Here is a 16,987-nt window from a genome sequence, read left to right as displayed (position 1 = left end):
CAGTTCGAGAACACTGCATCGAAACAAGAGCAGTGCTCTCCCAGGAGGATCCCATGACCCAGCACGTGATCGTCGGAGCCGGAACCATCGGGAACGCCGTCGCCCGACTGCTCGTCGACGACGGCCACACCGTCTCGATGGTGACGCGCAGCGGCTCCGGGATGCGGCACCCGGCCGTCGAGCGGGTGGCCGCCGACGCCTCCGACGCGCAGCGCCTCACCGAGCTGGCCGCCGGGGCCACCGCGCTCTACAACTGCGCGAACCCGCCCTACCACCGGTGGTCCACCGACTGGCCGCCGCTGGCGTCGGCGCTGCTGACCGCGGCGCAGCGCTCCGGTGCCGTGCTGGTGACGATGGGCAACCTGTACGGCTACGGCTCCGTCGACGCCCCGATGACCGAGGACACGCCGCTGAACTCGGCCCCCGGCACGAAGGGCGCGGTGCGCAACCGGATGTGGCGCGACGCGCTGGCCGCCCACGAGGCGGGCCGCGCGCGGGTCACCGAGGCGCGGGCGTCGGACTTCTACGGCCCCGGCGTCCGCTCGACCGGGCACCTGGGGGAGCAGTTCGTGCCCCGACTGCTCGCCGGCCGCAGGCCCCGACTGATGCAGGGCGACCTCGACGTCCCGCACTCGTTCACCCACGTCGGCGACGTCGCCCGCACGCTGGTCACCCTCGCGACCGACGAGCGCGCGTGGGGCAGGGCGTGGCACGTGCCGACCGCGCAGGCGGTCCCGATCCGCGAGGTGGCCTCCCGCATGGCGCGGATCGCCGGTGTGCCCGACCCCGGCGTGCAGGTGCTGCCCCGGGCCGCGGTCCGGCTCGGCGGGCTGGCGGTGCCGTTCCTGCGCGAGCTCGTCGAGGTGCGCTACCAGTTCGCCCGGCCCTTCGTGCTCGACTCCTCCGCCGCGCAGGCCGCGTTCGGACTCGCGCCGACGCCGTTCGACGACGGCCTGGCCGAGACCGTCGCCTGGTGGCGGGACCAGGAGCGGCGCGCCGCGTGACGCCGCCCACCCGGCAGCCCACGGCACTCCCGTCCACCAGGGGCGGGAGCGCCGTAGGTCCGGGCCGGTCGGGACCAGGAGCGGAGCGTCGCCCGCGCGCGGGTACGGTGGTGCACCGTGACGACACCTTTCTGGGGCCCGGACTTCGATGCGCTGTCCCACCAGGACCCGGAGATCGCGGGAGTGGTGCTCGACGAGCTCGCCCGCCTCCGCGGCGGGTTGCAGCTCATCGCCAGCGAGAACCTCACCAGTCCGGCGGTGCTGGCCGCGCTGGGCTCCACGCTGTCGAACAAGTACGCCGAGGGCTACCCCGGCCGCCGCTACTACGGCGGCTGCGAGGTCGTCGACCAGGCCGAGGAGATCGGCAACGCGCGCACGAGGGAGCTCTTCGGCGCCGAGCACGCCAACCTGCAGCCGCACTCGGGCGCGTCGGCCAACTTCGCCGTCTACGCCGCGTTCACCCAGCCCGGCGACACCGTCCTCGCGATGGACCTCAAGCAGGGCGGGCACCTCACCCACGGCTCGAAGGTCAGCTTCTCCGGCAAGTGGTTCAACGCCGTGAGCTACACGGTCCGCCAGGACACCGAGCTGATCGACTACGACCAGGTGCGCGACCTCGCCCGCGAGCACCGGCCCAAGATGATCATCGCCGGGGCCACCGCGTACCCCCGGCTCATCGACTTCCAGGCGTTCCGGGAGATCGCCGACGAGGTCGGCGCCAAGCTGATGGTCGACGCCGCGCACTTCATCGGCCTGGTGGCGGGCAAGGCGATCCCGTCGCCGGTGCCCTACGCCGACGTCGTCACGGCCACCACGCACAAGGTGCTGCGCGGCCCGCGGGGCGGCATGATCCTGGCGCGCGAGGAGCACGCGAAGGCCGTCGACAAGGCGGTGTTCCCGTTCTCGCAGGGCGGCCCGCTGATGCACGGGGTGGCCGCGAAGGCGGTCGCCATGCGCGAGGCGGCCCAGCCGGAGTACCAGGCCTACGCCCGCCAGGTGATCGCCAACGCCCAGGCGCTGGCCAAGAGCCTGGAGGCCGAGGGCATGCGGGCGGTGTCCGGCGGCACCGACACCCACCTCGCGCTGGTCGACCTGCGCCCGATCGGCGTCACCGGCGCCGACGCCGAGACCCGCTGCGACGCCGCGCGGATCACGCTCAACAAGAACGCCATCCCCTACGACCCGGCGCCGCCGATGAAGCCCTCGGGGCTGCGGGTCGGCTCGCCCAGCGTCACCACCCAGGGGATGACCGAGCCGGACATGGCCGAGATCGGGTCGCTGCTGGCCCGCGCGGTCAGGGCCGAGCACGGCACCGCGGGTGGGGACGCCGAACTGGCCGCCGTCGCCGACGCCGTCACCGCGCTCGTCTCCCGGGCCCCCGCCTACCCGCGTCCCTAGCGGGCATGTTCTCCCAGGTGCAGGTCCTGCCGTCGCAGATCCTGCCCATCAAGGAGTACATGCTCGCCGGCTTCACGGCCGCGGTCGTCACGTTCCTGCTGGTCGGGCCGGTCCGGTTGCTGGCGCTCCGGCTCGGGGCGGTGGCCTGGCCGCGCGGGCGCGACGTGCACGTCACCCCGACGCCGCGCTGGGGCGGCATCGCGATGCTCGGCGGCGTGCTCGTCGGCGTGCTGATGGCCTACCAGCTCCCGGCGCTGCGCCTGGCGTTCGACTACTCCGGCGAGGTGCTCGGCGTGCTCGGCGCGGCGGTGATCCTCGTGGTCGTCGGTGCGCTGGACGACCGCTACGACCTCGACGCCTTCACCAAGCTCGCCGGGCAGGTCACCGCGGCGGGCGTGCTCGCGCTGTCGGGCACCCAGTGGATCGTCATCCCCGACGTGTTCTTCGGCGGCTCCCCGGTGAGCCTGGGCCGGGAGCTGGGCGTCCTACTGACGGTGCTGGTGACCGTCGCGCTCGTCAACGCCATGAACTTCGTCGACGGCCTCGACGGGCTGGCGGCCGGGGTCGGGGCGATCGCCGCGGGCGCGGTCGGGCTCTTCGCCCTCGGGCTGGTGCTGCGCTTCGGGCAGGATCCGTCGGTGTTCGTGCCGGCGCTCGTCGCGGCCGTGCTGCTGGGCGCGTGCCTGGGCTTCCTGCCGCACAACTTCAACCCGGCCCGGATCTTCATGGGTGACTCGGGCTCGATGCTGATCGGCTTGCTGCTGGCCGCCGCCACGACCAGTGCGTCGGGCAAGCTCCCGGCGTTCGGCTCGACCCCGGGTGACCTGCTCGGACTGTTCGCGCCGCTGATCGTGCTGGCCGCCGTCGTGTTCGTGCCGGTGCTGGACCTGCTGATGGCGGTCGTGCGCCGCACCCGCGCGGGGGTGAGCCCGTTCTCGCCCGACAAGATGCACCTGCACCACCGCCTGCTGGAGATCGGCCACAGCCAGCGCCGCGCGGTGCTGCTGATCTACCTGTGGGCGGGGGTGCTGGCGTTCGGCGCCGTGGCACTGGCGTTGATCGACGACCCGTTCGTCGTCCTGGGGGTGGTGGGGGTCGGCCTGGTGCTGGCCGTGCTCGGCTCGGCCGTGCCGAAGATGCGACGAGCCGCGCCCGGCCGGGGGCCGACATGATCGGAAGCGGTGGTCGTGGCGCTGTCGCGCGACGGCCCGGAGTGACCTGGCCGACAGTGTCCCGCCGCAGGTCAGGGCAGGCGCGGGGAGCCCGTTACGCTGTGATAGCGTCGCCGTCAACGGCGGAAGTCCACCGTGCTTGCCGGTCAGATCGACCCTGCTGGGAGAGCAGGACGAGTCACCGGGCCGATGACGATGGAGGAGTGTTCGTGAGCGGTCCAACCCGGCGGTGGTCGCGCCGAGCGGGCGGCGACCCCTCACCGGACGACTGAGCCATGAGCGGTCCGGGTCCGGGTCTCGGTGATCTGCTCTCGATGGGCATGACGCTGGCACTCTGCCTGGTGGCGGGATTCGGTCTGGGTTGGTTGGCCGACCTGCCGATGGGGACCTTCCCCGTGTTCGCCATGGTCGGTCTGCTCCTCGGGGTGGTCGCGGCCTGCCTGTACACCTACAAACTGTTCCAGAGGTTCATGTGAGCGAGAGACAGCCATCGTGACCGCGACGCCCTACGTCCCGCCCGTCACGCGGGCGACGTTCCGGCGGTCGGCCATCGGGGCCGCCGTCGCCGCCGTGCTCGGACTGGCCGTGCTGGTCCCGGCGGGCCTGGGCATGTACGGCCTCTTCGGCGTCCTCGGTCTCGCGCTCGGCGTCCTGAACTCCTACCTCACCGTCCGGTCCGTGGCGCGGTTCGCGGCGGACACACCGTCCAAGGGGCAGTTCTCCGCGTCCGTGCTCGGTCGCCTCGCGGTGATCACCGTGCTCGCGTTCGTCTGTGCCCTGCTGTTCCGACCGGCCGGCGTCGCCGTCTTCGGGGGGCTGGTCGTGTTCCAGTTCGTCGGGATCGTCAGCTCGATGCTGCCGCTGATCAAGGAGATCCGACAGAAATGATGAGGGTTTCGGGATGATGGGTTCCGGGATGACCACCACGGTCCTCGCCGCGGAAGGCGGGATCCAGCCGGGCGCGCACACGACGGTGGAGCTGCTGGGCGTCACCCTCAACATCGACACGATCCTCGCCACCGTGTTCGCCGGTGCGGTGGTGTGCGGGGTGGGCCTGTACATGGCCCGGGGCGCGACCAAGGGCCGGCCGAGCAAGCTGCAGCTGGTGTTCGAGGCGCTGACCGGCTGGGTGCAGGGCCAGGTCCGCGAGGGCATGGGACTGCGGGCGCCGCGGGGTGTCGTCGCGCTCTCGGTCGCGCTCTTCGCGTTCATCCTGGTCTCGAACCTGGTCACCCAGATCCCCGGTCACGCGGTGGGGGTGCTGCCCCCGACGGCGGACGTGAACCTGGTCTACCCGATGGCGCTGCTCGTGATCATCTGGGTGAACGTGGCGGGGATCAGGCGGCGGGGCGCGAGGGCCTACTTCGGGCACCTCAAGGAGCCCTACCTGGCGCTGGCGCCGATCGAGGTCATCACCCAGTACATCGCTCGGCCCGCGTCGCTCGCGCTGCGGCTGTGGGGCAACATCTTCGCCGGTGGGATCATGATCTCGCTGATCGCCCTGATGCCCGCCTACATCCTGTGGGCGCCGACCGCGGTCTGGAAGTCCTTCGAGCTGTTCATCGGCCTGCTGCAGGCACTGATCTTCACGCTGCTCACCATCATCTACTTCAGCGAAGCGGTGGGCAATGAAGAAGGGGCAGCGCACTAGCAGGCGCTGGCCCTTGCTCCCCCAACAATCACGCGTGCCGCGCCCCCGCGCACGGCACGAGGAAGAACGAGGAGAACCATGAGTGCAACCTACGTCCTGGCGCAGGCCGGCGGGGGCGACCCGACCCTGGGCCTGGCGATGGTCGGCGGCGGTATCGCGCTGGCAGGCGGCGCGATCGGTGCGGCGATCGGCGACGGCCTGGCCGGCGCCGCGGTGATCAACGGTGTGGCGCGCCAGCCCGAGGCGGCCGGTCGGCTCAACACCACGATGTTCCTGATCATCGGCCTGGTGGAGGGCATGTACTTCATCAACCTGGCCTTCATGGCGCTGTTCGTGTTCGTCACCGGCGCGGGCTGAGAGGTAGATCATGACGACGACGGTTGTACTGGCCGCCGAGGGTGGTGGCGCGAGCGAGAACTTCCTGGTGCCCAACGCCACGATCGTCGTCGAGCTGCTGCTGTTCGTGATCGTGTTCTTCGTCTTCTACCGCTGGATCGTGCCCCCGCTGTCGCGCTCGATGGCCGAGCGCGAGGAGATGATCCGACAGCAGGCGAAGGACCGCGACGAGTCGGTTCGGAAGCTCGAGCAGGCACGTGAGCGTTACGAGGCGGCGCTCGCCGAGGCCCGTGCCGAGGCGACCAGGATCCGCGACGAGGCCCGGGCCGACGCCGCGAAGGTCCGCGAGGAGCTGCGCGAGCAGGCCGACCGCGAGGTCGACCGGATGCGTGCACAGGGCGAGGAGCAGCTGGCCACGCACCGCGAGGAGGCCGTGCGCCGGCTGCGCGGCGAGATCGGTGGGCTCTCCACCGAGCTGGCCGCGCGGATCACCGGGGGCATTGCGTCGGATGCGGACCGCAGCGGCCCCACGGTCGAGCGTTTCCTCGCCGACCTCGAGTCGTCGCCGGCCGGGAACAAGGGTGGAGGGACCGACTGATGGCTGTCCTCATTGCCGAGATCTTCGCGTTCGTGGTCGTCGCGGCGCTGCTCTACCGCTACATCTGGCCGCTGCTCAAGCGCATGCTGGAGCAGCGCCAGGATGCGGTGCAGAAGCAGGTCGAGGAGAGCGAGGAGGCGGCGCGCAGGCTGGCCGAGGCCGAGCAGCGCCTCGAATCGGCCGTGGCCGAGTCGCGCGAGCAGGCCGCCCGGATCCGCGACGACGCCCGGGCCGACTCCCACCGGATCCGCGAGGAGCTGCGCGAGCAGGCCGAGCGCGAGTCCGATCGGATCCGCCAGCGCGGCGAGGAGCAGCTGGTGGCCCAGCGCGACCAGATCGTCCGCGGGCTGCGGGCCGAGATCGGCATGCTCTCGATGCAGCTGGCCGAGCAGATCGTCGCCGATTCTCTCTCCGACGAGCAGTCGAGGTCGGCGAGCGTCGACCGGCTGCTCGACGAGCTCGACCGGATGCCGAGCAGTGACCGCGCCGGGACACGGGAGTCCGCTCCCACCGGGGGAGGAGCGAGCTGATGGCACTCACGATGCACGCGTCCAGCCGCGACTCGCTGGCCGAGGCCGGTACGCGGCTCGACGCCCACGTCGACGGCGCGTCGGGCGGTGACCTCGCCCGGCTGGGCGACGACCTGTTCGCCGTGCTGCGGCTGGTCACCGGTGACGTCTCGCTGCGTCGGCACCTCGCCGATCCGGCGGTCCCGGCGGCCTCCCGCTCCGGGCTCGCCGACCGCCTGCTCGAGGGCAAGATCGGTCGCCCGGCGCTCGACGTCGTCTCCGATCTCGTGTCGGCCCGCTGGTCGGCCTCGCCCGACCTGGTCGAGGCGATCGAGACGCTGGCCCGACGCGCCACGCTGGGCGTCGCCGAGAAGGACGGCACCCTCGACGAGGTCGAGGACCAGCTGTTCCGCTTCGGCCGGATCCTCGACCGCGAGGCCGAGCTCGGTTCGTTGCTGGTCGACCCGAACACCCCCGCCGACAAGCGGGTGGCGCTGCTCCGTGACGTGCTCGGCGGGAAGGTCGCGCCGGTCACGGCCACGCTGCTGGAGCAGACGGTCCGCACGCCGCGCGGTCGCAGCCTGGACCTGGCGGCCGAGGAGCTCTCCGAGCTCGCGGCCGCCCGCCGAGACCGCTACGTGGCCCACGTCCGGACCCCCGTACGCCTCACCGGGCAGCAGGAGCAGCGGCTCACCGACTCGATGACCAGGCTGTTCGGTCGGCCGATCTCGTTGCAGGTCGAGTTCGATCCCGATCTGCTCGGTGGCCTCGTCGTCCGGGTCGGCGGCGACCTGATCGACGGCAGCGTGTCCGGAAAGCTCGCCGCCGCCCGCCGCAAGCTGCCGGGCTGACCCGGTCCTCGCCCAGACCGTTCGCCCAGACCGTTCGCGCAGAACGTCCTCGACCAGAAGGAACCAGAGAACGCCATGACAGAGCTGACGATCTCCTCGGAGGAGATCCGGAGCGCGATCTCCAGCTACGTCTCGTCGCTGGACACCGACACCTCCCGCGAGGAGGTCGGCACCGTCGCCGACACCGCCGACGGCATCGCCCACGTCGAGGGCCTGCCCTCGTGCATGACCAACGAACTGCTCGAGTTCGAGGGCGGCGTGCTCGGCGTCGCCCTCAACCTCGACCAGCGCGAGATCGGTGCGGTCGTCCTCGGCGACTACGCAGGCATCGAGGAGGGGCAGCAGGTCAAGCGCACCGGCAACATCCTCTCGGTCCCGGTCGGCGACAAGTTCCTCGGTCGGGTGATCGACCCGCTGGGCGCGCCGCTCGACGGCCTCGGCGACATCGAGGCGGAGGAGCAGCGCGTCCTCGAGCTGCAGGCCGCGTCGGTGATCGACCGGCAGAGCGTCAGCGAGCCGCTGCAGACCGGCATCAAGGCCATCGACGCCATGACGCCGATCGGGCGCGGTCAGCGGCAGCTGATCATCGGCGACCGCAAGACCGGCAAGACGGCCGTCTGCGTCGACACGATCATCAACCAGAAGGACAACTGGGCCAGCGGCGACGAGCGCAAGCAGGTCCGCTGCATCTACGTCGCCATCGGTCAGAAGGGCTCCACGATCGCGGGCATCCGGCAGTCCCTGGAGGACGCGGGCGCGCTGGAGTACACGACGATCGTCGCGTCGCCCGCCAACGACCCGGCCGGCTTCAAGTGGCTCGCTCCCTACACCGGCTCGGCCCTGGGCCAGCACTGGATGTACCAGGGCAAGCACGTCCTGATCGTGTTCGACGACCTGTCCAAGCAGGCCGAGGCCTACCGCGCCATCTCGCTGCTGCTGCGCCGCCCGCCGGGCCGCGAGGCCTACCCCGGCGACGTGTTCTACCTGCACTCCCGCCTGCTGGAGCGCTGCGCGAAGCTGTCCGACGAGCGCGGCGGCGGCTCGATGACCGGCCTGCCGATCATCGAGACCAAGGCCAACGACGTGTCGGCCTACATCCCCACCAACGTCATCTCGATCACCGACGGCCAGGTGTTCCTGGAGTCCGACCTGTTCAACCAGGGCGTCCGTCCCGCGATCAACGTCGGCATCTCGGTCTCCCGGGTGGGCGGCTCCGCGCAGGTCAAGGCGATGAAGACGGTGTCGGGATCGCTGCGGCTGGACCTCTCGCAGTACCGCGAGCTGGAGGCCTTCGCCGCGTTCGGCTCCGACCTCGACGACGCGTCGGCGCGGGCGCTGGGCCGTGGTGGTCGGCTCGTGGAGCTGCTCAAGCAGGGGCAGTTCCAGCCCCAGGCCGTCGAGGAGCAGGTGGTCGGCCTGTGGCTGGGCACCTCGGGGCAGCTCGACTCGGTGCCCGTCGCCGACATCCGCCGTTTCGAGTCGGAGTTCCTCGACAACCTGCGCCGCAACCACGCGGGTGCGCTCGACGAGATCCGCGACAGCGGCAAGCTGACCGACGAGAACATCGAGCGGCTCACCCAGGTCACCGCCGAGTTCAAGCGTGGCTTCGAGACCAGCGACGGCTCGTCGGTGGTGCCGAAGGAGCGCGAGGCCGACGCCCTCGAAGCCGACGAGGTCGACCAGGAGACGGTGAAGGTCAACAGGGCCAAGCCGTCCGGCGCGAAGAAGTAGGCGGCACCCCATGGCGGCACAGATTCGCGTGCTGCGGCGGCGGATCAAGTCGACGCAGTCCATCAAGAAGATCACCAGAGCGATGGAGCTCATCGCCACCTCCCGCATCGTCAAGGCGCGGGCCCGGGTGGAGGAGGCCAAGCCCTACGCCGAGCAGATGACGTCCATGCTCACCGAGCTGGCGAACAACTCGGCGCTGGACCACCCGCTGCTCGTCGAGCGGGAGGAGCCCAGGCGGGCCGCGGTGCTGGTCGTCACCAGTGACCGCGGTCAGGCGGGCGGCTACAACGCCAACGTCCTGCGCGAGGCGGAGCAGCTGCAGTCGCTGCTGCGCGAGCAGGGCAAGGAGCCGGTGCTCTACGTCATCGGCCGCAAGGGCGTGAGCTACTACCGCTTCCGCAAGCGGCCGGTCGCGGCGTCCTGGACCGGGTTCTCCGAGCAGCCCACCTACGCCGACGCCGCCGAGGCGGCCCGCGTGCTGGTCGCCGCGTTCATGGCCGGGGCCGGGGGACGTGACGACGAGGAGGCGGCCGAGGCCGCGGGAGCGCAGACCGACGGCGTCGAGGCCGTCGACGAGCTGCACCTGGTCTACACGCAGTTCAAGAACATGGTCACCCAGACCCCGCAGGCGCGGCGGATGGCGCCGATGGAGGTCGAGTACGTCGAGGGTGAGCCCGAGACCGCCGAGACGTCCACCGAGGTGAAGGCGCTCTACGAGTTCGAACCCGACGCCGAGACGCTGTTCGACGCGCTGCTGCCCAAGTACATCGGCGCCCGGCTGTTCGCGGCGCTGCTGGAGTCGGCGGCCTCGGAGTCGGCCAACCGGCAGCGGGCCATGAAGGCCGCCACCGACAACGCGAACGACCTGATCCGTAGCCTGACCCTGCAGAGCAACCAGGCGCGTCAGGCGCAGATCACCCAGGAGATCAGTGAGATCGTCGGTGGCGCCGACGCTCTCGTGACCACAGGAAGTGAGAGCTGAGATGACCGCCACCGCTGATCACGACACCACGACCAGGACCGGCCGGGTCGTCCGGGTCACCGGCCCGGTCGTCGACGTCGAGTTCCCCCGCAACCAGGTTCCCGAGCTCTACAGCGCGTTGACGCTCGAGGTGGCCTTCGGTGACCTCGCCAAGACGCTGACGCTGGAGATCGCGCAGCACCTCGGCGACAACCTCGTCCGCACGATCTCGATGCAGCCCACCGACGGGGTGGTCCGTGGCCAGCAGGTCACCGACCTCGGCCGGCCGATCTCGGTGCCCGTGGGCGAGCAGGTCAAGGGCCACGTGTTCAACACGCTGGGCGAGTGCCTGGACAAGCCCGACCTGGAGATCACCGGCGACCTGTGGGGCATCCACCGCAAGGCCCCCGCGTTCGACCAGCTCGAGGGCAAGACCGAGATGCTGGAGACCGGCATCAAGGTGCTCGACCTCATGACGCCGTACGTGGTCGGCGGCAAGATCGGCCTGTTCGGCGGGGCCGGCGTCGGCAAGACGGTGCTGATCCAGGAGATGATCCAGCGCGTCGCCCAGAACTTCGGTGGCACCTCGGTGTTCGCCGGTGTCGGCGAGCGCACCCGCGAGGGCAACGACCTCATCACGGAGATGACCGAGAGCGGCGTCATCGCGAACACCGCACTGGTGTTCGGTCAGATGGACGAGCCGCCCGGCACGCGTATGCGCGTCGCGCTCTCGGCGCTGACGATGGCGGAGTACTTCCGGGACGAGCTCAACCAGGACGTGCTGCTGTTCATCGACAACATCTTCCGGTTCACCCAGGCCGGGTCCGAGGTCTCCACGCTGCTCGGCCGGATGCCGTCCGCGGTGGGTTACCAGCCCACCCTGGCCGACGAGATGGGCGAGCTGCAGGAGCGGATCACCTCCACGCGCGGCCGGTCGATCACCTCGATGCAGGCGATCTACGTGCCCGCCGACGACTACACCGATCCGGCGCCGGCCACCACGTTCGCCCACCTGGACGCGACGACGGAGCTCTCCCGCCCCATCTCGCAGAAGGGCATCTACCCGGCGGTGGACCCGCTGACGTCCACGTCGCGGATCCTCGACCCGCAGTACGTGGGCAACGACCACTTCCGGGTGGCCAACGAGGTCAAGCGGATCCTGCAGAAGTACCAGGACCTGCAGGACATCATCGCGATCCTCGGTATCGACGAGCTCTCCGAGGAGGACCGCCAGCTCGTGGGCCGGGCCCGCCGCATCGAGCGCTTCCTGTCGCAGAACCTGCTGGTGGCCGAGCAGTTCACCGGGCAGCCGGGATCGACGGTGCCGCTCAAGGAGACGATCGAGTCCTTCGACAAGATCGCCAAGGGTGAGTTCGACGACGTCCCCGAGCAGGCGTTCTTCCTCTGCGGCGGCCTCGAGGACCTCGAGCGCAACCGCAAGAAGCTCGAGGGCTGACCGGTATGGCGGACATGACGGTCGACCTGGTCGCGGTCGAGCGCAAGATCTGGTCCGGTGAGGCCACGTTCGTCCTCGCCCGCACCACCGTCGGTGAGATCGGCGTGCTGCCGGGTCACGAGCCCACGCTGGCGCAGCTGGAGGAGGCGGGTGTCGTGCGGATCGACGGCGTCGACGGGGACTCCACCACGGTGGCGGTGCACGGCGGCTTCCTGCACATCACGCCCGACGGCGTGACGATCCTGGCGGAGTCCGCCGAGGTCTCCACGGAGATCGACGTGTCGCGCGCGCAGGCCGCCCGCGACCGGGCCGACGCCTCCGAACCCGAGGGCGCGGCCGCGATGGCCCGTGCCCAGGCGCGGCTCAGAGCCGCGGGCGTGGGCGAGTAGCCTCCGACGATGGTGGCCACGGCGCTCGGCATCGTCCTGCTGATCGCCTGCCTCTGTCTTGCATACCTCGCCTTTCGGCGAGTACGCCTCATGCGGGGCGGCGGAGTGGACGTGAGTCTGCGCCGCCGCCCCGCAGGCGTCTCCGCCCCCCGCGACGCGTCGGCGGGATGGCACGCCGGCGTCGCCCGCTACGAGGGCGACCGGCTCGCGTGGCACCGGCTCACCTCCCTGCGTCCCGGCGTCTCGGTGTCCCTGGACCGCGACGGGCTCGAGATCCTCGACCGGCGGGCGCCCGCGGACGCCGAGACCTACGTGATGCCCGCCGCGTCGGCCGTGCTGCTGTGTCGCAGCCACGGCATCGACATCGAGCTGGCGATGGCCCCCGGCGTCCTCACCGGCTTCCTGGCCTGGCTGGAGGCCGCCCCGCCGGGGCGGGGCGGGTACCGGCAGGCGTCCTGAGGAGCGACCGGTCTCAGCCGGCCTGCGGGCCCCCCGGCCGCCACAGCACGTCGCCGCCGGGGTTCGCGACCCGGCCCAGGATGAACAGCAGGTCCGACAGCCGGTTCAGGTACCGCGCCGTGAGCGGGTTGGTGCGCTCGGCATCGGTCTCCAGCAGCGCCCACACCGACCGTTCGGCGCGCCGGGTGACCGTGCGGGCGACGTGCAGGTAGGCCGCGCCGGGGGTGCCGCCGGGCAGGATGAACGAGGCGAGCTTGGGCAGGTCCTCGTTGAACTCGTCGCACCAGCCCTCCAGGCGCGTCACGTAGTCCTCGGTGACGCGCAGCGGCGGGTACTCCGGATCCTCGACGATCGGTGAGCAGAGGTCCGCGCCCACGTCGAACAGGTCGTTCTGGATCTGCGCGAGCGGCACCAGCACGGCCTCGGTGAGCCCCCCGACCGTGACGGCGACGCCGACCGCGGCGTTGGCCTCGTCGGTGTCGGCGTAGGCCGCGAGCCGCACGTGCGTCTTGGGCACGCGGCTGAAGTCCCCCAGTGCCGTGGTGCCGTCGTCGCCGGTCTTCGTGTAGATCCTGGTCAGGTGAACGGCCATGCGGCCGAATCTAGACGGGGACGGGACGGGCCGCCGTGGGAGGCCCGGGTGGGGGACGGAGTGGTCGGGACCCTCCGGCGCCGACGTCGATGTGCGTGGGGATAGCGTCGTCGCTCGTGGCTGAGCATTTCGCGGTGGACGGCGGCGCGCGCCTGGTGGGCGCGGTCGACGTGGTCGGGGCGAAGAACAGCGTCCTGAAGCTGATGGCGGCGGCGCTGCTCGCCGAGGGCACGACGACCCTCACGAACTGCCCGGAGATCCTCGACGTCCCGCTGATGGCCGACGTGCTGCGCAGCCTGGGCTGCGCCGTGGCCGTCGACGGCGGCACCGTCACGATCGAGGTGCCCGCGGAGCCGAGCGCGGAGGCCGACTACCGCTCGGTCTCGAAGCTGCGGGCCTCGGTGTGCGTGCTGGGCCCGCTCGTGGCCCGCTGCCGGCGCGCGGTCGTCCCGCTGCCCGGTGGCGACGCGATCGGCTCACGGCCCCTCGACATGCACCAGGCGGGGCTGCGCAAGCTGGGCGCGACCACCGAGATCGCCCACGGGCGGGTCGTCGCCAGCGCCCGGGACCTGCACGGCGCGCAGATCTGGCTGGACTTCCCGAGCGTCGGGGCCACGGAGAACATCCTGATGGCCGCGGTGCTCGCCGACGGGGTCACCGTCATCGACAACGCCGCGCGCGAACCGGAGATCGTCGACCTCTGCCTGATGCTGCAGCAGATGGGCGCCAAGATCGACGGTGTGGGCAGCTCGACGCTCACCGTGCACGGGGTGACCGGCATGACCCCCACCACGCACCGCGTGATCGGCGACCGGATCGTCGGCGCCACCTGGGCGTTCGCCGCGGCGATGACCCGCGGCGAGGTGACCGTGCGGGGCGTCGACCCGCACCATCTCGACCTCGTGCTCGACAAGCTGCGCAGCGCCGGAGCCACCACGGACATCGAGGCCGACGGGTTCCGGATCGTCATGGACGGACGCCCGCAGGCCGTCGACTTCGTGACGCTGCCCTATCCCGGGTTCGCCACCGACCTGCAGCCGATGGCGATCGCGCTCTCGGCTGTGGCCGAGGGCACGTCGATGATCACGGAGAACGTGTTCGAGGCGCGGTTCCGGTTCGTCGACGAGATGATCAGGCTCGGCGCCGACGCCCGCACCGACGGCCACCACGCCGTCGTCCGCGGGATCGAGCGGCTCTCCAGCGCGCCGGTGTGGGCCAGCGACATCCGGGCCGGGGCGGGGCTCGTGCTGGCCGGGCTGTGCGCGGAGGGCCGGACACAGGTGTGGGACGTCGAGCACATCGATCGCGGCTACCCGCGGTTCGTGGAGAACCTGCAGCGCCTGGGCGCCGAGGTGACCCGCGTGCCGGCCGAGCCCGCGCGCTGAGCTCGGCGGGGCCCGCACCTGTGGGTCATTCGGGCGCGCTGCCGCGCAGGACCAGCTTGGCGGTGCCCAGATCGGCCGGGAACACCAGGATGCGGTAGAGGTCGGGTCCCCGGGCCACGGTGGCCCGGACGCCTGCGGCGTGCAGGCGCGAGCGCAGGACGTGGGCGGCGGCCTCGGTCGGGACCCGGGACACCTCCTCCAGCAGGCCGAGGCCGGTGGGGTCGTCCGGGTCGGTGAGGCGGAGACCGGGTTGGTCGCGACCGGTGGCGAAGGTCCAGCGCAGGAGCAGCACCAGGATGCCCAGCATGGCCACGACGCCGAGGATCGCCAGGACGCGGGTCCCCGGGTCGGTCATCCGGACATCATCGCGTGCTGGATCGATCCGCGCATGTGACGGTCACCCCGCGGGCCGGGACCGAGGCGTACGCGCCAGTAGGATCCGGTGATCCACGATGGCGGAGGTGTCCGGTGCCGTACCCGACCGACCGTGAGCGCGACCGACCCTGGGTGATCCGCACCTACGCGGGCCACTCCTCGGCGGAGAAGTCCAACGCGCTCTACCGGCGGAACCTCGCGAAGGGCCAGACCGGGCTCTCGGTCGCGTTCGACCTGCCGACGCAGACCGGGTACGACCCCGACGACGAGCTCGCGAAGGGCGAGGTGGGCAAGGTCGGCGTGCCGGTCAGTCACATCGGCGACATGCGCACGCTGTTCGAGGGCATCCCGATGGCCGAGGCCAACACCTCGATGACGATCAACGCGCCCGCGATGTACCTGCTGGCCCTCTACGTCGCCGTCGCCGACGAGCACGAGGCCCCCCGCGCGACGCTCGCCGGGACCACGCAGAACGACATCGTCAAGGAGTACCTCTCGCGGGGCACCTACGTGTTCCCGCCCGCGCCGAGCATGCGCCTGATCACCGACATGGTGGCCTGGTCGGTGGCCGAGATCCCGAAGTGGAACCCGATCAACATCTGCAGCTACCACCTGCAGGAGGCCGGGGCCACGCCCGCGCAGGAGCTGGCCTACGCGCTGTCCACCGCGATCGCGGTGCTCGACTCGGTGCGCGACTCCGGACAGGTGCCGCCGGAGAAGTTCGGCGACGTCGTCGCGCGCATCTCCTTCTTCGTCAACGCCGGGCTGCGCTTCGTCGAGGAGATGTGCAAGATGCGCGCCTTCTCCCAGCTCTGGGACGAGATCACGAAGGAGCGCTACGGGATCGAGAACCCCAAGCAGCGTCGCCTGCGCTACGGCGTGCAGGTCAACTCGCTGGGGCTCACCGAGGCGCAGCCCGAGAACAACGTGCAGCGCATCGTGCTGGAGATGCTGGCCGTCACGCTGTCGCGCGACGCCCGGGCCCGCGCCGTGCAGCTGCCCGCCTGGAACGAGGCGCTGGGCCTGCCGCGACCGTGGGACCAGCAGTGGGCGCTGCGCATGCAGCAGGTGCTGGCCTACGAGACCGACCTGCTGGAGTACGAGGACCTGTTCACCGGCTCCGTCGTCGTCGAGGCGAAGGTGAAGGAGCTGGTCGAGGGCGCGCGGGCGGAGATCGACCGCGTGCAGGAGATGGGCGGCGCCGTCGCGGCCGTCGAGTCCGGGTACATGAAGGGCCAGCTCGTCTCGTCGCTCTCGGAACGGCGCCGGCGGATGGAGTCGGGCGAGCACGTCGTCGTCGGGGTGAACAGGTTCGACACCACAGAGCCGTCGCCGCTGCAGGCCGAGGGAGCCGCCGCGATCGAGGCGATCGACCCGGCCACCGAGGCCGCGGCGATCTCCGCGATCCGGGAGTGGCGCGCCCAGCGCGACGCCGGGGCGGTCGAGTCCGCGCTGAACGCCCTGCGCGACGCCGCGAAGACCGACACGAACCTGATGGACGCCTCCATCACCTGCGCCAAGGCCGGCGTCACCACCGGGGAGTGGTCGGGGGTGCTTCGGGAGGTGTTCGGGGAGTTCCGGGCGCCGACCGGGGTGTCGGCGGCGGTCTCCGGGGGCGAGGCGGCCGTGGAGATCGCCCAGGTGCGTGAGCGCGTCAAGCAGGCGGGGGTCGACATCGGCTCGCGGTTGCGGATGCTCGTCGGCAAGCCGGGGCTCGACGGGCACTCCAACGGTGCCGAGCAGGTGGCCGTACGCGCCCGCGACGTCGGCTTCGAGGTGATCTACCAGGGCATCCGGCTCACGCCCGCGCAGATCGTGGCGGCCGCGGTGCAGGAGGGCGTGCACGTCGTCGGGCTGTCGATCCTGTCGGGTTCGCACCTGGAGGTCGTGCCCGCCGTCGTCGAGGGCCTGCGGGAGGCCGGGGCCGACGACGTGCCGGTGATCGTCGGCGGGATCATCCCGCCCGAGGACGCCCGCGCGCTGCGCGACCGCGGGGTGGCCGCGGTGTTCACGCCCAAGGACTACAAGCTCACCGAGATGATGGACGAGATCGTGACGCTGGTGCGCCGCGCCCACGGCGTCTGACCTCGCACACACTTCCGGGGGCCCGCACACAGGGC

19 protein-coding genes are annotated in these 16,987 nt (G+C 71.4%); 17 read left to right on the top strand and 2 right to left on the bottom strand.

Features of this window, described 5'->3' with window-relative positions; translation table 11 throughout:
* Positions 1 to 53 precede the first annotated feature (53 nt).
* From Q1K26_RS04790 to Q1K26_RS04720, 15 genes are all read left to right on the top strand, one after another.
* Positions 54 to 1,004 carry an NAD-dependent epimerase/dehydratase family protein gene (locus tag Q1K26_RS04790; RefSeq protein ID WP_300007935.1) on the top strand — a complete coding sequence of 317 codons (951 nt, stop codon included), beginning with the start codon at positions 54 to 56 and terminating at the stop codon, positions 1,002 to 1,004.
* A gap of 117 nt (positions 1,005 to 1,121) precedes the next feature.
* Complete coding sequence (glyA, locus tag Q1K26_RS04785; protein WP_300007934.1) at positions 1,122 to 2,402, top strand: serine hydroxymethyltransferase; 1,281 nt, start codon at positions 1,122 to 1,124, stop codon at positions 2,400 to 2,402.
* A gap of 5 nt (positions 2,403 to 2,407) precedes the next feature.
* On the top strand, positions 2,408 to 3,574 hold the full coding sequence (locus tag Q1K26_RS04780; protein WP_300007933.1) for an MraY family glycosyltransferase: 1,167 nt from the start codon (positions 2,408 to 2,410) through the stop codon (positions 3,572 to 3,574).
* A 275-nt stretch (positions 3,575 to 3,849) separates the two neighbouring features.
* Positions 3,850 to 4,050, top strand: coding sequence for an AtpZ/AtpI family protein (locus Q1K26_RS04775; protein WP_300007932.1), 201 nt, complete (start codon positions 3,850 to 3,852; stop codon positions 4,048 to 4,050).
* 16 nt (positions 4,051 to 4,066) lie between these two features.
* Positions 4,067 to 4,462, top strand: a complete 396-nt coding sequence (locus Q1K26_RS04770) for a hypothetical protein (protein ID WP_300007931.1) — start codon at positions 4,067 to 4,069, stop codon at positions 4,460 to 4,462.
* A 28-nt stretch (positions 4,463 to 4,490) separates the two neighbouring features.
* Positions 4,491 to 5,225: a F0F1 ATP synthase subunit A gene (gene atpB, locus Q1K26_RS04765; RefSeq protein WP_300007930.1), complete on the top strand. Its 735-nt coding sequence runs from the start codon at positions 4,491 to 4,493 to the stop codon at positions 5,223 to 5,225.
* A 78-nt stretch (positions 5,226 to 5,303) separates the two neighbouring features.
* Positions 5,304 to 5,582, top strand: coding sequence for an ATP synthase F0 subunit C (atpE, locus tag Q1K26_RS04760; protein WP_300007929.1), 279 nt, complete (start codon positions 5,304 to 5,306; stop codon positions 5,580 to 5,582).
* A gap of 10 nt (positions 5,583 to 5,592) precedes the next feature.
* Complete coding sequence (locus tag Q1K26_RS04755; protein WP_300007928.1) at positions 5,593 to 6,159, top strand: F0F1 ATP synthase subunit B; 567 nt, start codon at positions 5,593 to 5,595, stop codon at positions 6,157 to 6,159.
* Positions 6,159 to 6,689 (top strand): F0F1 ATP synthase subunit B, encoded by a 531-nt coding sequence (gene atpF / locus Q1K26_RS04750; protein ID WP_300007927.1) that lies wholly within the window; start codon positions 6,159 to 6,161, stop codon positions 6,687 to 6,689. Before Q1K26_RS04755 ends, atpF begins: the two co-directional genes overlap by 1 nt.
* A complete protein-coding gene (locus Q1K26_RS04745) occupies positions 6,689 to 7,519 on the top strand; it encodes a F0F1 ATP synthase subunit delta (protein ID WP_300007926.1) in 831 nt (276 codons plus the stop codon). The genes atpF and Q1K26_RS04745 overlap by 1 nt, the downstream gene beginning before the upstream one ends.
* 75 nt (positions 7,520 to 7,594) lie before the next feature.
* Positions 7,595 to 9,250, top strand: coding sequence for a F0F1 ATP synthase subunit alpha (gene atpA / locus Q1K26_RS04740; protein WP_300007925.1), 1,656 nt, complete (start codon positions 7,595 to 7,597; stop codon positions 9,248 to 9,250).
* A 10-nt stretch (positions 9,251 to 9,260) separates the two neighbouring features.
* Complete coding sequence (locus Q1K26_RS04735) at positions 9,261 to 10,232, top strand: F0F1 ATP synthase subunit gamma (protein WP_300007924.1); 972 nt, start codon at positions 9,261 to 9,263, stop codon at positions 10,230 to 10,232.
* Position 10,233: 1 nt separating this feature from the next.
* Positions 10,234 to 11,667 (top strand): F0F1 ATP synthase subunit beta, encoded by a 1,434-nt coding sequence (gene atpD, locus Q1K26_RS04730; RefSeq protein WP_300007923.1) that lies wholly within the window; start codon positions 10,234 to 10,236, stop codon positions 11,665 to 11,667.
* Positions 11,668 to 11,672: 5 nt separating this feature from the next.
* The gene (locus Q1K26_RS04725; protein ID WP_300007922.1) at positions 11,673 to 12,056 is read left to right on the top strand and encodes a F0F1 ATP synthase subunit epsilon; all 384 of its coding nucleotides are present in this window, start codon (positions 11,673 to 11,675) and stop codon (positions 12,054 to 12,056) included.
* 9 nt (positions 12,057 to 12,065) lie between these two features.
* On the top strand, positions 12,066 to 12,515 hold the full coding sequence (locus Q1K26_RS04720) for a DUF2550 domain-containing protein (protein WP_300007921.1): 450 nt from the start codon (positions 12,066 to 12,068) through the stop codon (positions 12,513 to 12,515).
* A gap of 13 nt (positions 12,516 to 12,528) precedes the next feature.
* On the opposite strand, the gene Q1K26_RS04715 is transcribed toward Q1K26_RS04720, so the two are convergent.
* Entirely contained in the window at positions 12,529 to 13,107 is a 579-nt protein-coding gene (locus tag Q1K26_RS04715) for a cob(I)yrinic acid a,c-diamide adenosyltransferase (protein WP_300007920.1), read from the bottom strand.
* 116 nt (positions 13,108 to 13,223) lie between these two features.
* Here Q1K26_RS04715 and murA point away from each other — a divergent pair, with 116 nt between their 5' ends.
* Entirely contained in the window at positions 13,224 to 14,492 is a 1,269-nt protein-coding gene (gene murA / locus Q1K26_RS04710) for a UDP-N-acetylglucosamine 1-carboxyvinyltransferase (protein ID WP_300007919.1), read from the top strand.
* Between the two features lie 25 nt (positions 14,493 to 14,517).
* Here the strand turns inward: murA and Q1K26_RS04705 are convergent, their stop codons facing one another.
* Positions 14,518 to 14,847 (bottom strand): hypothetical protein, encoded by a 330-nt coding sequence (locus Q1K26_RS04705; RefSeq protein WP_300007918.1) that lies wholly within the window; start codon positions 14,845 to 14,847, stop codon positions 14,518 to 14,520.
* 113 nt (positions 14,848 to 14,960) lie between these two features.
* Between Q1K26_RS04705 and Q1K26_RS04700 the strand changes: the two genes are divergently transcribed.
* Positions 14,961 to 16,952 (top strand): protein meaA, encoded by a 1,992-nt coding sequence (locus tag Q1K26_RS04700; RefSeq protein WP_300007917.1) that lies wholly within the window; start codon positions 14,961 to 14,963, stop codon positions 16,950 to 16,952.
* Positions 16,953 to 16,987 lie beyond the last annotated feature (35 nt).

Origin of the sequence: Pseudonocardia sp. (assembly GCF_029263155.1) — a bacterium.
Classification (GTDB): domain Bacteria; phylum Actinomycetota; class Actinomycetes; order Mycobacteriales; family Pseudonocardiaceae; genus Pseudonocardia.
Note: the sequence above shows the minus strand (reverse complement) of the source record. Positions and strands in the feature narration are given on the sequence as shown.

Excerpts from the sequence above, each read along its gene's own strand:
- Q1K26_RS04720 (WP_300007921.1), top strand. The coding sequence starts at position 12,066 with ATGGTGGCCACGGCGCTCGGCATCGTCCTGCTGATCGCCTGCCTCTGT.
- Q1K26_RS04715 (WP_300007920.1), bottom strand. The coding sequence starts at position 13,107 with ATGGCCGTTCACCTGACCAGGATCTACACGAAGACCGGCGACGACGGC.
- atpF (WP_300007927.1), top strand. The coding sequence starts at position 6,159 with ATGGCTGTCCTCATTGCCGAGATCTTCGCGTTCGTGGTCGTCGCGGCG.
- atpD (WP_300007923.1), top strand. The coding sequence starts at position 10,234 with ATGACCGCCACCGCTGATCACGACACCACGACCAGGACCGGCCGGGTC.
- Q1K26_RS04735 (WP_300007924.1), top strand. The coding sequence starts at position 9,261 with ATGGCGGCACAGATTCGCGTGCTGCGGCGGCGGATCAAGTCGACGCAG.
- Q1K26_RS04790 (WP_300007935.1), top strand. The coding sequence starts at position 54 with ATGACCCAGCACGTGATCGTCGGAGCCGGAACCATCGGGAACGCCGTC.
- Q1K26_RS04705 (WP_300007918.1), bottom strand. The coding sequence starts at position 14,847 with ATGACCGACCCGGGGACCCGCGTCCTGGCGATCCTCGGCGTCGTGGCC.
- Q1K26_RS04775 (WP_300007932.1), top strand. The coding sequence starts at position 3,850 with ATGAGCGGTCCGGGTCCGGGTCTCGGTGATCTGCTCTCGATGGGCATG.
- atpA (WP_300007925.1), top strand. The coding sequence starts at position 7,595 with ATGACAGAGCTGACGATCTCCTCGGAGGAGATCCGGAGCGCGATCTCC.
- Q1K26_RS04725 (WP_300007922.1), top strand. The coding sequence starts at position 11,673 with ATGGCGGACATGACGGTCGACCTGGTCGCGGTCGAGCGCAAGATCTGG.
- atpE (WP_300007929.1), top strand. The coding sequence starts at position 5,304 with ATGAGTGCAACCTACGTCCTGGCGCAGGCCGGCGGGGGCGACCCGACC.
- atpB (WP_300007930.1), top strand. The coding sequence starts at position 4,491 with ATGACCACCACGGTCCTCGCCGCGGAAGGCGGGATCCAGCCGGGCGCG.
- Q1K26_RS04755 (WP_300007928.1), top strand. The coding sequence starts at position 5,593 with ATGACGACGACGGTTGTACTGGCCGCCGAGGGTGGTGGCGCGAGCGAG.
- Q1K26_RS04745 (WP_300007926.1), top strand. The coding sequence starts at position 6,689 with ATGGCACTCACGATGCACGCGTCCAGCCGCGACTCGCTGGCCGAGGCC.
- Q1K26_RS04780 (WP_300007933.1), top strand. The coding sequence starts at position 2,408 with ATGTTCTCCCAGGTGCAGGTCCTGCCGTCGCAGATCCTGCCCATCAAG.